The organism is Pseudomonas cannabina, from assembly GCF_900100365.1.
Lineage (GTDB): Bacteria > Pseudomonadota > Gammaproteobacteria > Pseudomonadales > Pseudomonadaceae > Aquipseudomonas > Aquipseudomonas cannabina.
On sequence record NZ_FNKU01000001.1, the window covers coordinates 980,311 to 993,985 of the forward strand.

At 56.5% G+C, this 13,675-nt stretch carries 8 protein-coding genes and 3 pseudogenes; 4 read left to right on the forward strand and 7 right to left on the reverse strand.

Going from position 1 to position 13,675, the window contains the following annotated elements; all coding sequences use genetic code 11:
* Positions 1-108 precede the first annotated feature (108 nt).
* A pseudogene (locus tag BLT55_RS04670) lies at positions 109-2,625 on the reverse strand (toxin VasX); the annotation flags it as partial.
* 542 nt (positions 2,626-3,167) lie between these two features.
* Between BLT55_RS04670 and BLT55_RS04680 the strand changes: the two are divergent.
* Positions 3,168-3,800 (forward strand): TetR/AcrR family transcriptional regulator, encoded by a 633-nt coding sequence (locus BLT55_RS04680; protein WP_055002032.1) that lies wholly within the window; start codon positions 3,168-3,170, stop codon positions 3,798-3,800.
* 57 nt (positions 3,801-3,857) lie between these two features.
* Here the strand turns inward: BLT55_RS04680 and BLT55_RS04685 are convergent, their stop codons facing one another.
* Together BLT55_RS04685 and BLT55_RS04690 are read right to left on the reverse strand one after the other, a co-directional pair.
* Positions 3,858-6,548, reverse strand: a complete 2,691-nt coding sequence (locus BLT55_RS04685) for a beta-glucosidase (RefSeq protein ID WP_055002031.1) — start codon at positions 6,546-6,548, stop codon at positions 3,858-3,860.
* Between the two features lie 59 nt (positions 6,549-6,607).
* Complete coding sequence (locus BLT55_RS04690) at positions 6,608-6,856, reverse strand: hypothetical protein (RefSeq protein WP_054079527.1); 249 nt, start codon at positions 6,854-6,856, stop codon at positions 6,608-6,610.
* A gap of 451 nt (positions 6,857-7,307) precedes the next feature.
* On the opposite strand from BLT55_RS04690, the pseudogene BLT55_RS31625 reads away from it, so the two are divergent.
* Positions 7,308-7,463, forward strand: a pseudogene (locus BLT55_RS31625) (IS91 family transposase); the annotation flags it as partial.
* 188 nt (positions 7,464-7,651) lie between these two features.
* Here BLT55_RS31625 and BLT55_RS04695 read toward each other — a convergent pair.
* The 4 genes and pseudogenes from BLT55_RS04695 to BLT55_RS04710 form a co-directional block, all read right to left on the reverse strand.
* Positions 7,652-8,323, reverse strand: coding sequence for a type III effector HopF2 (locus BLT55_RS04695; protein WP_235810139.1), 672 nt, complete (start codon positions 8,321-8,323; stop codon positions 7,652-7,654).
* A gap of 85 nt (positions 8,324-8,408) precedes the next feature.
* A pseudogene (locus BLT55_RS33865) lies at positions 8,409-8,597 on the reverse strand (type III effector HopF2); the annotation flags it as partial.
* Between the two features lie 12 nt (positions 8,598-8,609).
* Entirely contained in the window at positions 8,610-9,005 is a 396-nt protein-coding gene (locus tag BLT55_RS04705) for a CesT family type III secretion system chaperone (protein ID WP_054999060.1), read from the reverse strand.
* A gap of 221 nt (positions 9,006-9,226) precedes the next feature.
* Positions 9,227-11,395: a TonB-dependent siderophore receptor gene (locus tag BLT55_RS04710; RefSeq protein WP_054999061.1), complete on the reverse strand. Its 2,169-nt coding sequence runs from the start codon at positions 11,393-11,395 to the stop codon at positions 9,227-9,229.
* Between the two features lie 507 nt (positions 11,396-11,902).
* On the opposite strand from BLT55_RS04710, the gene BLT55_RS04715 reads away from it, so the two are divergent.
* Positions 11,903-13,441 carry a cryptochrome/photolyase family protein gene (locus BLT55_RS04715; RefSeq protein WP_054999062.1) on the forward strand — a complete coding sequence of 513 codons (1,539 nt, stop codon included), beginning with the start codon at positions 11,903-11,905 and terminating at the stop codon, positions 13,439-13,441.
* Positions 13,438-13,581 (forward strand): DUF2256 domain-containing protein, encoded by a 144-nt coding sequence (locus tag BLT55_RS04720; protein ID WP_074800116.1) that lies wholly within the window; start codon positions 13,438-13,440, stop codon positions 13,579-13,581. Before BLT55_RS04715 ends, BLT55_RS04720 begins: the two co-directional genes overlap by 4 nt.
* Positions 13,582-13,675: the final 94 nt, after the last annotated feature.

Here is a 13,675-nt window from a genome sequence, read left to right on the forward strand (position 1 = left end):
CTGATTTATTCGATTTTTCGTCCCTGCAACGCTCTGGAGGCCTTGATTTATCTGGGGGCAACAGCTGGGTTTTAGAATAAATCAGCGTCTCCTTAAATCCAGCCAGTTTTTTTCTTCTGACGTTTTAACCCCCGCTGAATCATCCAAGATGTCAAATATTTCTAATATAGCCGCCGCTATCCCTAACGCCCCCATCGCTATCATTGAGCCTCTGAACCCACTTATCGCTTCGCCCCATACAACATTGCCCTTCGCCTTCCAGTACCCCGCCGACTTGTCGAGAATCCCGACATTCTTGCCATCGATCAGTACCGGCTTCGCATCCTTGATCACGTTCCACGGTGCCTCGACAAACACCGCCATCAACAGGTTGAAGCTGTACCCCAAACCGTAAGTAACCTTGCCGATATCCTTCACACTGAAATCGCCATCCGTGGTCAGATCACGATACGTCAGGGCAGTGTTGATGAAGTTGAGCATGATCACGCCCCAGGTGATCGAGCCTGCAATACCGCCCAGGTTGTCGAGCCAGCGTTTGGCCTGGGCGAGCCAGTCTTTGGTTATCGCTTTGCCGGTCTGGGTGTATTGGCGAATCTCGTTCTGCAACTGTTTTGCGTACTCGTTGTTCTGGAAGTCGAGCAGGGTGGGCAGGCTCAGTTCGTGCGCGCGCAGTTTCTGTTGATGGGCCGCCAGGTCGCGCGCGATGCTTTTTCGGGATTTGTAGGCAGTTGGGTACTGCCAGCTGCGGCGCGTATCACGGATCTGTTGGTCGAGCACCCGCCACTGGCGTAGCCACTGTTTCAATTGGGTAATGACGTGTTGATTGATCGCGATGTGCGCCGGCGAGTCGAGCAGCACCTGGCCGATCAGCAGCGTACGAATCAGTGCGACGATGTTTTGCTGTTTGCCCATCGCGAGGCGGCTGTCGATGGGCACCCAGGCCAGCAGGATGCTTTCGAGTGTCGCTTTGCCTGTGCCGCGAGCCAGTTCGCCGAGGGCTTTGAAGGTGTCTTGAACCGGCTGTTTCAGCGCCTTCATCCACGGCTTGTCGGCAAAGCCCTGATGATTCAGCGCGCTGTTGAGTTCGCCGATGCGGGTGGCCAGATTGGTGACGTCGCCGAGGCCGTTCAACAGTGCATCGGCTTCCTGATGCAGGGCATGTTTCAGCGCGGGCGAAAAGCCGTAGCTCAAGGTGCCGAACAGGCTGCTGGTGTTGGCTTCCTGCTCGGCGAGCCAGGCCGTGGCCGCGTCATCCTGGGCGTAGATGATTTGCAGGTTGAGCATGATCATCTGCAAATACAGCAGGTTTTTCGGGTTTGTGGTGTCGATGAACAGTTTGAGCGGTTCAGTGCCCAAGTGGGTCGCCCAGTGCTGGAAATCGCTTTGCGTATCACGCACCTGTTGCAGGAGTTTGTCTCCGGTCGGCAGGTGCTGCAACAGGTACTGACGCGCACCGCTCAGATCGACTTCGCGCCGCCATTTGTGGCGATCTTTCCACGCCTGCGCGCCCTCATCGGTCGGCGCGCTGCCGTAACGCGTGTGAATCGTCCTGCGCATGTCCGGGCTCTTGAACACGTCCGGCAGCAACAGCAGGCCTCCGGGGACGGTGTTGCCGCCGATCTGCGCCTCTTCAAAATCGCATTGCTCAAAGTAAGCTTCAATCTCGCTCAAATACTGGTGTGTGAGCAGCGCATCGCCACGCACCGAGGCGGGCAGTTTCTCCGGTTCGCCTTCTGCGCCGCACAGCGTGGTGACGGTCTGGGCGATCTGGATCTTGTGTTCGTGTTCGGCTTGCCAGCTGCGATAAGCCGCCTGATCGGTGGCCAGTTGCATGCCCAGGTCGTTGAAAACGGCGAGCGGGTCGTCTAGGGCGATGAACAGCGAACTGTCCTGATCGTCGACGCTGCCCCGCCAGAAAACGTCGGCGCCGAGCGGTGAAAACAGTGATGCGGCCTCGTCGCTTGATGAGGGTTGTAGAGTCGGAATCGCCGAATCTGCAAAGCGCCCATCCTCAACCACCTTGCCTTCGTCGATATCCGCGACCGCCTCGGCGATGCGATCCAGCGGCAGGGTGTCGGGCTCGGCCATGGTGATGCAATAGCGTTTCAGGTCCAGCGCCTTCATCCACAGCGCACGGCTTGGCGGGTTGGAGCGCATGTGCTCGCAAAGGCGCCATGTCCACTGCACGGGGGAAAAGGCGATGTGCAGGCGGTTATCGCGCGGGTAGAGCAGAAAGGGCTGACCGTCGCCGGTGCCGTTTCGCTGGTCGCTGCCGATGTGCGCGTCGGTCCAGACGATGCGGCTCAGATGGCCGTCGATGGCTGAGACCTTGTATTCATGCAGCATATCAGCCGTTTCGTCGAACACGTAAACGTAACCGTCGTACAGCTGGCGCAGGTTGTAACTGCGTGTTTTCAAGGTTGGCAGGCGTGTCCACTTGCCATCTTTGGACAGTGGCCTGAGCTTTTCGGGCGCGACGTCGTAACGCGAGCGATCCAGCGCATAGCGCACCGGCACGATGGCGATGTTCGGACCTCGGAAAGGGCAAAGACTGGTGGCAGTGGCGGGTGTTTTGGGGAAAAGGGTCGCCAGTCGCTGTTGGCGGGTGCCGTGTTTTTCGGTCATGCGAGGTGCTCTCTGCGCAGAAAACGGGTCATTTCGCCCGAGATAAGTGAGAGCTACGTTCCAAAATACGTGCCGCAAATGATTTTATTGTTTTAAAACAAAGACATAGCGAACAAGTGCGAAGAAGATGATCAGTTTCAAGCAAAAAAGCCCTGAATAGCGCGCAGACGTATGCGCACCTGTGCGCAAGTGCCGTTTATCTCCGTAGGGCGTGAGATGTATGTCGTTGCCTGTTTTTGCCAGGCTGGTGCATGCGCAGCATTTTGCGCATCAAAGCGTGCGGTCGTTAACACTTCTCATTGGCCAAGGACAGACGACGCAGAGCGTCAGGAACGGCATGCCAACGCATTGGCACGATAAGCGTTGTTCCGGCCACCTTTCTTCGCGCGCCGACTTTTCGTACAGAGCCTGGGACGGCTACGTGCTACGATTTCATATTGGCAAAGACGCGATATGGCCTCTCTGTCTGCCTGAGATCCAGAGTCTGAAGGCGGTTAACGAGGAGAAGGAATGATGACCCTGATGCGAACAGTACGACCCCTATGTCTGTGAAGTCCGATGCACCTCTGCCAGCCAAGCGTCGAATCCCCAAAGGCGATCTGCGCAAGGTCGAGATCATCAACGCTGCCATGATCATTTTTGCCCGTGATGGATACGCGGGTGCTTCATTGACGAATATCGCCAAAGTTGCAGGTATCTCACAGGTAGGCTTGTTGCATCACTTTCCAAACAAGTTGGCCCTGTTGCAGGCCGTTCTCGAGCATCGAGACCAGTATGTCGCGTCCCGATTGCAGGAGGCGGATCAAGACGGCTCATTGCAAGGTTTTGTGTCGTTCCTGAAGTTGGTCATGAGTTTCAGCATCGAGGACGCCGCAGTCAGCCAGGCGCTGATGATCATCAACACTGAAAGCCTGTCGGTCACTCACCCGGCGCACCGCTGGTTCAGCGAGCGTTTCGGGATTGTTCACGGTCATCTTCAGGCTCATCTGAGTTCGCTGATGCAAGCAGGTGCCATCCGGGCGGACATCGATGTGAAGCAGATCAGTATCGAGATTGCTTCGATGATGGACGGTATGCAGATTCAGTGGCTCAGGTCGCCGGGAGACGTGCCGATCGAAGGGGCGTTTGCGAGGTTTCTGGAGCGGCTGGAGCGGGATCTGACAAGCATCGATTGAAGGCCATGCAATCGGTGGTCTTTCGACCACCGATCACTGCTATTAAGCGGTTACAGCTTAATAAGCCTGTTCTGGCTTGACCTGCACTGCGTTGCGCAGCGGTATCGGCAGGGGGTTGGAATCGCGAGTGGTCAACTGCTCGGGGTAAAGTGCTACCACCGTGCGGTCGAGGGTCAGACTTTCCGAATCCTTGCCCACCAGCACTTTGAACTTGCCGGGGTCAACCTTCCAGCTCACCGAATCGGCCGAGTAATAAGCGAACGAGCGTGAGTCCAGCGCAATTGTGACTGTCTTGCTTTCGCCCGGCTTCAGGTAAACCTTGGAAAAGCCTTTCAGCTCTTTCTCCGGACGATCAACCTGAGGCTTTGACGGCTGCACATACAGTTGCGCCACTTCAAAACCGGCTTTGTCGCCCGTATTGGTGACCGTGAAACTGGCCTGGATGGTCGCGCCCGGTGCCAGTACGTTGCTCGACAGCTTCAGATCGCTGTACGCATACGTGGTGTAGGAAAGCCCGAAGCCGAATGGGTAAAGCGGCTTGGTGTGTTTCTTGTCGTAACCGCGGTAGCCCAGGTACAGGCCTTCGCTGTAAGTCATTTCAGTCGGCGGGTTAGGGCTGCTGAAGTAGTACGGCACCGGGTTTGAAAACGACGCGTAGCTCGGGTTGTCCTGCGCCTTCTTATCCAGCGTGATAGGCAGCTTGCCCGACGGGTTGACCTTGCCGTACAGAATCTCGGCCAAGGCCTGGCCACCTTGCTGACCCGGGAACCAGGCGTGCAGAGAGGCGGCGACCTTGTCGGCCCATGGCTGCATGTCCATACCACCACCGCCATGCATGACGACGATGGTTTTCGGGTTGGCTTTCTGAATGAAGCTGATCAGCTCGGACTGGAATTGTGGCAGTTCGAACGGATGGTCGAGCGACTCGCCTTCGTATTCGAAGTTGCTGCCTGCGGCTACCACGACAGCGTCGTAATCGGCCAGGTTTTTCGGTGGACGCAACGACGCCCAGCTCATCTGCACGCCGTTCATGCCGCCCAGTACCGGGGTGAAGTTACCCTTCATCCGGCGATATTCCAGACGCACGTTGTACTCGGTGCCGGCCTTGAGATTTGCCGTCTTGACGGTGCGCGGCACGACCGGAATCAGGTCGAACGAGACTTGCGCGCCGTCATCTTCAAGCACCAGCTCATCGTTGATCCAGAGTTTGTAAGGCCCGTCGGCACGCACCTTGAACACATGGGCGCCGGAGATCGTCGGTTTGATCTTGCTGGTGAAACGGGCAGAGAACGCACCCGGCGCAGGGGTATAACCGCTGACCGTGCTGGCACCGTTATCGGTCATGTTGGTACTGGTGATCCAGTCCAGATTGACACCCGGTTCGATGCGGGTTGCCACCGGATCGCCCGACAACGAGGTATTGGCATAATACTCGGCTTTCACACCGGTATTGCTGATCGCCTGTTTGTCGGTACCGGGCTGATACCACACGGACGACTTTGGATTCAGGCTCATCTGTGGCAGGTAGTCGACATTCGACGCGCTTGAGGCCAATTGCTTGAGCCCGCTCACTTCAGTGACGTAGCTGGCCGGTGCGGAGTACGCGGTGCCGAACGGCGCGGTGGGCGGCTGCACGGCCATGTCACCGATGACAGCAATCTTTGCGTTTCCTGGCAACGGCAACAGCGGCTTTTGACCGTCGACGGGTTCATTGCGCAGCAGCACGATGGCTTCCCGGGCAACGTTCAGTGCGGCCAATTGGCCGTATTCACGATGTTCGAGTGGTTGCGCCTTGTTGATGCCTTTGTCAAAGCCGTAGCTGACCAGTGCCCGCAGGTTTCTGCGCACTTTGTCGTCGATCACGTTCTGATGCAACTGACCGTTCCAGACATAAGGCAGCAGCTTGGCTTCGGTAAACTGGAGCCCGCTCGGCATGTCGATATCGGTGCCTGCCCAGGCACCCTTGAAGGCGTCCTGAACCGAGTTGAAATCGCTCATGACGTTGCCCTGAAAACCCCATTGGCCTTTCAGGATGTCAGTGATGAGGTGATGGTTTTCACACGCGTATTCGCCGTTGATCTTGTTGTAGCCGCACATGATCGACGCGATATTGGCGTTCTTGACCAGCGATTCGAAGCCGGGCAGGTACAGCTCCTGCATCGCGCGTTCATCGATCTTCACATCCAGATAGTGCCGATTCGCTTCCTGCTCGTTCATCAGGTAATGCTTGGCCGCGGCCTGCACGCCCTGCACCTGAATACCGTTGGTGACCGCAGGCGCCAGGACCGCGCCGAGGAACGGATCTTCACCACTCATGTACTCGGCTGACCGCCCGTTGAACGGCGTACGGTACAGATTGATGGCGGGTGAAAGCATTTGCTGGCCGCCCTCGATGCGGGTTTCATAACCAATGGCCAGGCCGAATTCCTTGGCGCGGTTGATGCTCCAGGTGGCTGCGAGGGCGGAGGGCGAAGGATATTGCGCGCCGAACGTCTTGCCGCCGACCAGTACACCCATTGCCGAGTCATAGGCGACCGTGCCTTGCAGGTTGAATTTATCCAGCTTGGGGATCATTCGCCCATCGTCGACGCGCGAGAAGTTGATCTTCTCCGACTGCGTCATGTTATCGAGCATAGCGCCTACGCGCGCCTCGACTTCGTTGCCGGTCATCGGCGTCACGGCAAGCACGGTGCTCGCCTGGGCCACACTGAGCGCGAGTACGCTCAAGCTTAAGCCTTGTTTGATCATGGACACGGAGCTATTCCTTACGTAAGGCCTTGGAGAAGTGGGGTGCAACAACGACCGGCTCAACGCTTTTCATTGCCGGCGGGGGCGTCTGCCGTCTCGATCGGGGCATCGACAATGGTCTGAGCGCCGCCGGGTGTTTTTTGAGCGGCGCTATCAGCCCCGGTGATGCGCTCGCGCTGGGTATCGACCTGCACGCGGCGCTCGCTGGATGTCTCGGGCAGAGGGTTATCCTTGTCAGCGGCGGACACGGAAAAGGCGCTGAGGCAAGTCAGCAAGGTGGCAACAACAGGCAGCAAGCGTCTGGCCATCGGGACAATCTCCGAATAGAAGTGTGAGGCACATGGGTAGGTCCGCCAGCAGCTCAGGACAGTTAGCGGATAGTTTCAAATACAGGTGATGAGCAAAAACTACAGAGGAATAAAAATACACGAATGCGATTTTAAATAGCTGAAAATTGATTTTTTGTGATCTTGATTTGTTTGCTAAATTCGATTTAATTTAATGGTTTTTTGTTTTTTACCGCAATAAGTCACCATCTTTATTGGTTTAAAAGAAATTATTATTCTTTTATCAAAACAGAGTGTTCGCTCTGTTTTTGCGGTTAATTGTCCTTTGCAGACGAGCGCGCACCGCGGATGAGCGCAAGTATGGCCAGCCCTTGAATACCGGCGGCCAGCGTCAATGTCAGCACGCGGGCCACCTGCTGAGGGGGAACTCGACCTGTACAATCAGCCCGAGCGATATCGCAGCGGCCAGGTTGCGCAGATGAGCAAAGGATTTTTAAACCGTGATCCGTTCAGCTGCGTGCTGTGCGGAGCGCGGATGGTTTATACCGGGGCGGTGGTGGGTCTGACAGTGCAGGGCTTGGTCAACAATGCCCAAAACATCGCGCAATTGAGGTACGTGCGGGACTGATGCGGGAGAGGTGCACCTGACATTCACGAAACACCCAGCCTCAGCGCCACGTTGGTATCACGCCGAGGGGCCTTTTCGTATGGGCATCATTGAAATTCCTATACATCAAGCAGACGACTGTCGATTGGACAGGTCATCGCCTTTTCCTGCACCGTGGTGTCCACGATCACCCGCGACCTCCAACGCAGCTATCCATCAGACCGAGAATAGTTGTTAAGGTGAACGTCGGTATGGCCGCTTGAAAGCGCTGTTGCGTAGTAATCTTCGAATGATCGGTAAACTGGCACGATTCCGCCGCCGTAGTCGTGTGTGGCGTACCACATCGACGGATTCCCATAGCCCAGTGATTCTATGACAGGTCGAGCCTCCTTAAAATAGTTGACCATGTCTTCGATCGTTCCATACTCTGCTCTTTCGGCGTTATGAGCCGCGCGCCGCTGACCTATTCGTCCCTGCTGGAAGCTGGAGCGGATCTCCGCAATTTCCTTGGCCCGGCTCAGGTTGGAGAGTTCAACCAATAATATATTGAGCGATTGATAGTGGCTTCCTTGAACGTTGCTTGCTGTTGTCTCTGTCAAGGCAATAGACCGAGTTGCCGGTACTGTTGCGGCATGCCCAAAGGAATGACCGATCTCACTGTCTGGCACGATCCTTATCGTGACACCCCCTTCGCCCGCAACGGTGTTCATTCTTTTTCTGAACGTGCTTGATGCTTTGTAGATCTCTTCTGCCATTGTCAGCAGATGGTCGATGCGCGGATCTTTGTCAGGATTTCTTACTTGCGCAATAACATTGCGCCAGCGGGTATCCGTTGTCCTGCGAAGCGGCGTTTCCGAGTTCAGGCCTAGGGAGACGCTGATTTATTCTAAAACCCAGCTGTTGCCCCCAGATAAATCAAGGCCTCCAGAGCGTTGCAGGGACGAAAAATCGAATAAATCAGCGTCTCCCTAGGTTTCGCATCTGGTCAGAGCGATCAAGAAAATCATCTCGTGCCTCGGCGGAAAGTTGATACGCCGAGGTCAGGGTTTGGCCGCTTACACTGTGCGCCGGTGTGAACGAACCCGATACGTGTCGAGGGCTGACTGGCGGACTGTATACATAATGGGAGCCGGAAGTGCCACAAACATTACCCATAGACAATACCTCTCAATCAAAGCCGAACGATTTTTTAATGTCAGCTGCTATGCCTAGCAAGTTCTCAAATATCTCTCGCATCTGGACGTTATCAACCTCCACCAAAGGGGTGCGCGCATGTAACTCGCCAATTTTTTTACTGTTCAAACCCAGTGTAAAAAAAGGCGTTCTAAAACTGAAACTGTTGAGATAAAGCATGCTCATCAACGCATCGGCATTGGTTTCGTGGAGCTGACCGATTTCGGCCACGAAATACACCCAGCGAAATGTGTCTTGGTAAATTTTGATTGAGACGCCGGTCTTGAATTCAAAACAATAAATTTCGTGCTCATGTTTTTTCTCAGGAAAACCAGGCATGCCATAGTCTTTTGCGAGCCCGTCGATTAAGCGGTCAAATGAGTTTTTCATGGAGTCCCCTTAGACAGTGATCCCGATGAGTGGTACGACACCCTATCTAAGTTCCAACCGTTTCATGTATCGGCATTATTGAAATTCCTGTACATGAACTCGCTGAGCGTTGCAGCAATGAACAACTGCCATGGCTGGGCGCTATGGCTAAAGTGTTTGGGGTGTAGGCGAGACACTGTTCACGTCGCTACCGAGCCTGCCCGGTAGCGACGTGTTTCCAGTCAAAAACTGTACTTCGCCGTCAACGCATAGCTGCGCGGGTTGCCGTAGGTATCAGTCGAACCCCAGACGCTGCTGCTGCCTATCGCGGTGTAGTACACGCGGTCGAAGATGTTGTTGGCGTTCAGTTGCAGATCCAGGTGCTTGCTGACCTGATAACCGGCCATCAGATCGGCGACTGCGTAGCTGCCCTGTTCCAGACGATAGCTGCTGTCGGTAAGGGCGATGTCGTGGTACATGCGGCTCTGCCAGTAAACGTTGCCGCCGACACGCATTTTTTCCAGAGCGCCCTGCAGGCGATAGACCGTCGAGAGCTTGAACAGATGCTCGGGGGTGTCGGTGTTAAAGCGCTGATTTTCTTTCGTCGGATCGAAGTCCTTGAGGTAGTGGGTACGGGCGTAGGTATAGCCTGCGCCGACCTGCCAGTTCTCGGTCAGTGCGCCTTGCAGTTCCAGTTCGATACCCTGGCTGCGCACCAGTCCGGCGGCGTCGTAACACGTCAGTACCGCGCAGCCCTGCTGGGTGGACGCCTGCGTTGCGAGGTTTTTCTGGTCGATCTGAAACACCGCCAGGCTGGCGTTGAGCGCGCCGTTGAAGTACTCGCCCTTGATACCGACTTCATAATTCTCGCCCACCACCGGGTCGAGCACTTTGCCGGACAGGTCCTGATAGTTCTGCGGGTTGAAGATGTCGGTGTAACTGGCGTACACGGAATGCTGCTCATCCAGTTTGTAGATCAGGCCCGCGTAGCGTGTCAGGTTGCGGGTGACTTTGAAGTCTTCGTCGCCCGAGCGGTCGTCGTAGTCGTACCAGTCCAGACGGCCGCCAAGAATCAGCGTCAGCGGATCGGCGAGGCTCAGGCGGGTGGTGAGGTACACCGCATCCTGCGTGGCGATGTTATGGATTTTGCCATCGCGAACGAAGTCCGGCTTCGGCGCACCGATGGGCAGGCCGGTATCGTAAGGGCTGTATTCCTTGCTGGTCTTGTCATAGACGCGCCTGCTGGTGCCGACCACCACTTCATGGGTGCGGCCAAAGGCTTCGACCGGGCCGCTGGCATAGACATCGAACGCGGTCTGCTGTTCATCCGCCTTTGACTGATAGGCCGTGGTCTCCAGCGGGCCGTTGTAGCGAGAGAGATAGGTGCCCGAAAACAGGCCGTCCAGCGAGGAACTGGAGCCTGCGACGCGCAGTTTCCAGTCGTTGTCGAAGCGATGCTCCAGCTCACCGAACACCGTGTCGATCTGGATTTTCTTGTTTTCCCAGTCGGAACCGGGATAGGTCGAGCGCGACAGGTTCAAGTGGTGGCCATCCGTGCCCAGCGGCAGACCGCCCCAGAACAGGTTGGTCTGGTCTTCCTGACGCGACAGGCCAAAGGTCGCCGTGGTCGCATCCGTCAGGTCCGCTTCGACCACGCCGTAGAACACGCCATGGTCACTTTTTTCCTTGTCGCGGAAGCTGTTCGCGTCCTGATAAGAACCTACGATCCGTCCGCGCACCGTGCGGCTGCCGTTCAACGGGCCGGAAGCATCAAAGACGCCGCGGTAATCGTCCCAGCTTCCAACTGTGCCGGTAAGGCTGACCTGCGTAGTGGCGGTAGGGCGTTTGCGCACCATGTTGATCGCTGCCGAGGGATTGCCCGCGCCGGTGATCAGACCGGTCGCGCCACGAATCACTTCCACGTGATCGAACATGGCCAGGTTCGGCTGCACGCCTGCGGTGTAGCCCGAGTACGAGGCGGGCAGGCCGTCGTACATGATGTTGTCGATATCGAAACCGCGTGACGTGTAGGTTTGACGGCCGGGCCCGCTGGATTGATCGAGAAACAGACCGGGCGTGTACCTGACCACATCGTTGATGCTGGTCATGGCCTGATCGTCCATACGCTGCCGAGTGACAACGGTCACCGACTGTGGGGTTTCACGAATGCTCAGCGGCAATTTCGTCGCCGTCTGCATGGGCCCCGTGGTGTAGGACTCGCTGCCCTCGGTGGTCGAGCCCAACTGATCGCTGCTGATTTGCGTAGCGCCCAGTTCCATCGTCGTGACTGGCGCGGCTTCGGCGTCTTGTACTTGCGCGGCGTAGGCCGTTTGAGAGGTTGCGAGCCAGATGCCCATTGTCAGCAGGGCTGGGGTGAAAAGAAAACGGCTTTGCGATTGTTGCCCCGGCATGAACCCGACACTCCCTGAAGCCGTCCGTGGCTGGATGATAATAATGTTGATAACTGTTCGCATTAGTGTGACAGGTTGTTTCAGCCAGAAAAAGACACTTCGGCCAAATAGTTGACAAAATTTTCACATTTGAAGCGCGCGTGCATTCAGGTGGCTGCGAACAAAGGTCTGGTCAGGGAGGCGCAGAAGGCGGCCTCAAAACCCGGGTTCCGGGAGGTTTTGTCTTGCAGAGGGTGTTTCGCATGTCACGCAAGAGCGGGCCATGGCATGTGAGCCATCAAAAACCGCTATGAAAATCTTGTACATGAAATTACATTGGTACAAGTTTTTGGCTGTGGCTGTGGCTGTGGCTGTGGCTGCTGGGTAGCGTGCTCCGGTTTACACGCCTGCATGCGTCAGCATTAGCCCGTCGACGCTTCAAACATTTCATCGGACAGATCCCATGGCAAGCATTCTTACCGTCGCGCCTCTTCAGTTGCTTGTCCAAGCCGTGCGGAGCATCAGTCAATGACCCAAACCCATCGCCTCCACCTCGTTCTCGGCGACCAGCTCTCCTTCGACCTCGCCTCCCTGCAAGACCTGAACCCCGAGCACAACACGGTCTTGCTGGTCGAGGTGATGGACGAGGCGAGTCATGTGCCGCATCATCCGCAGAAAATCGCGTTGATCTTCAGTGCCATGCGTCATTTTGCCGAGGCGTTGCGCGAGCGTGGAGTTCGGGTGCAGTACGTGACGCTCGATGATCCGGAAAACACAGGTTCGGTGCCCGGCGAATTGCGTCGTTGGCAGGCCTTGTTGAACGCTGACGAGTTGCACGTTACCGAGTGCGGTGATTGGCGGCTGGAGCAGTCTATCAAGGACTGCGGCTTGCCGATCCACTGGCATGTCGACACGCGTTTTCTTTGTTCCCGTGAAGAGTTCTCATCGTGGGCGCACGGCAAGAAGCAACTGCGCATGGAGTTTTTTTACCGCGAGATGCGCCGCAAGAGCAGGCTGCTGTTGAATGGCGACGGCACGCCGGTCGGGGGAGCATGGAATTTCGATGCGGAAAATCGCAAGGCGCTGCCCAAGGGCATGGCGGCGCCTTATCCGATGCGTTTTTCCGCGGATGCCATCACGCGCGATGTGCTGGTCCTGGTGGGGGAGCGCTTCGCCAGCCATTACGGTTCGCTGGAGGCCTTCGACTATCCGGTCACACACGTCGATGCTCAGGCGCTGTGGGAATACTTCCTGGATTTCGGCCTGGCAGGGTTTGGCGATTATCAGGACGCCATGGCCACTGATGAGCCCTTTCTGTTTCATGCGCGGATCAGTGCCGCGTTGAACATCGGTCTGCTGGACCTGCGCCAGATTTGCAGCGACGTCGAGTCGGCGTATTGGTCGGGCAGGGTGGCGCTGAATGCCGCCGAAGGTTTTATCCGTCAGTTGATTGGCTGGCGCGAGTATGTGCGCGGCGTTTACTGGCTGAAGATGCCTGATTATGCGAGCGGTAATCTGTTCGGCAACAGTCGACCGCTCCCGGAGTTTTACTGGACCGGCGAAACAAAGATGAACTGTATGAGCCAGGCGATTGGCCAGAGCCTGAAGCATGCCTACGCCCACCACATTCAGCGCCTGATGGTGACTGGCAACTTTGCCTTGCTCGCCGGTATCGTGCCGGAGCAGATCTGCGAGTGGTATCTGGCGATCTACATGGACGCCTTCGACTGGGTCGAGTTGCCCAATACGCTGGGCATGGTCATGCACGCCGACGGCGGTTATCTGGGCTCCAAGCCTTATTGTGCCAGCGGCCAGTACATAAAGCGCATGTCCGATTATTGCCGTGGCTGTGCGTACAAAGTGACTGAAAGCACGACCGACGATGCCTGTCCATTCAACGCGCTGTACTGGCATTTTCTGATGCGCCATGGTGACCTTTTGCGTCGCAATCAGCGCATGGCGATTATCTATAAAAATCTCGACCGTATGGCGGAGCCCAAGCAACAGGCATTGTGGGCGCGGGGCGAGCATCTGCTGGCCAGACTGGATGCTGGAGAGGCGCTTTGAAAAAGAGTGAGCTGCCGGTCAAAACCTGCGTGGTGTGCGGGCTGCCGTTCACTTGGCGCAAGAAGTGGGCGCGTTGCTGGGACGAGGTTCGCTACTGCTCGGAACGGTGCCGTCGGAACAAGTCGTCGGTCAGCCCGTAACGCTTTCAAAATATTTCGAAATGAAAAGCGCTGAACTATCGGTTCAGCAACATGATCCTTCCTTATGCGCAGTCAGCGTGACCCCGACAGGCCA

Excerpts from the sequence above, each read along its gene's own strand:
- BLT55_RS04680 (WP_055002032.1), top strand. The coding sequence starts at position 3,168 with ATGTCTGTGAAGTCCGATGCACCTCTGCCAGCCAAGCGTCGAATCCCC.
- BLT55_RS04685 (WP_055002031.1), bottom strand. The coding sequence starts at position 6,548 with ATGATCAAACAAGGCTTAAGCTTGAGCGTACTCGCGCTCAGTGTGGCC.
- BLT55_RS04690 (WP_054079527.1), bottom strand. The coding sequence starts at position 6,856 with ATGGCCAGACGCTTGCTGCCTGTTGTTGCCACCTTGCTGACTTGCCTC.
- BLT55_RS04705 (WP_054999060.1), bottom strand. The coding sequence starts at position 9,005 with ATGAAAAACTCATTTGACCGCTTAATCGACGGGCTCGCAAAAGACTAT.
- BLT55_RS04710 (WP_054999061.1), bottom strand. The coding sequence starts at position 11,395 with ATGCCGGGGCAACAATCGCAAAGCCGTTTTCTTTTCACCCCAGCCCTG.
- BLT55_RS04715 (WP_054999062.1), top strand. The coding sequence starts at position 11,903 with ATGACCCAAACCCATCGCCTCCACCTCGTTCTCGGCGACCAGCTCTCC.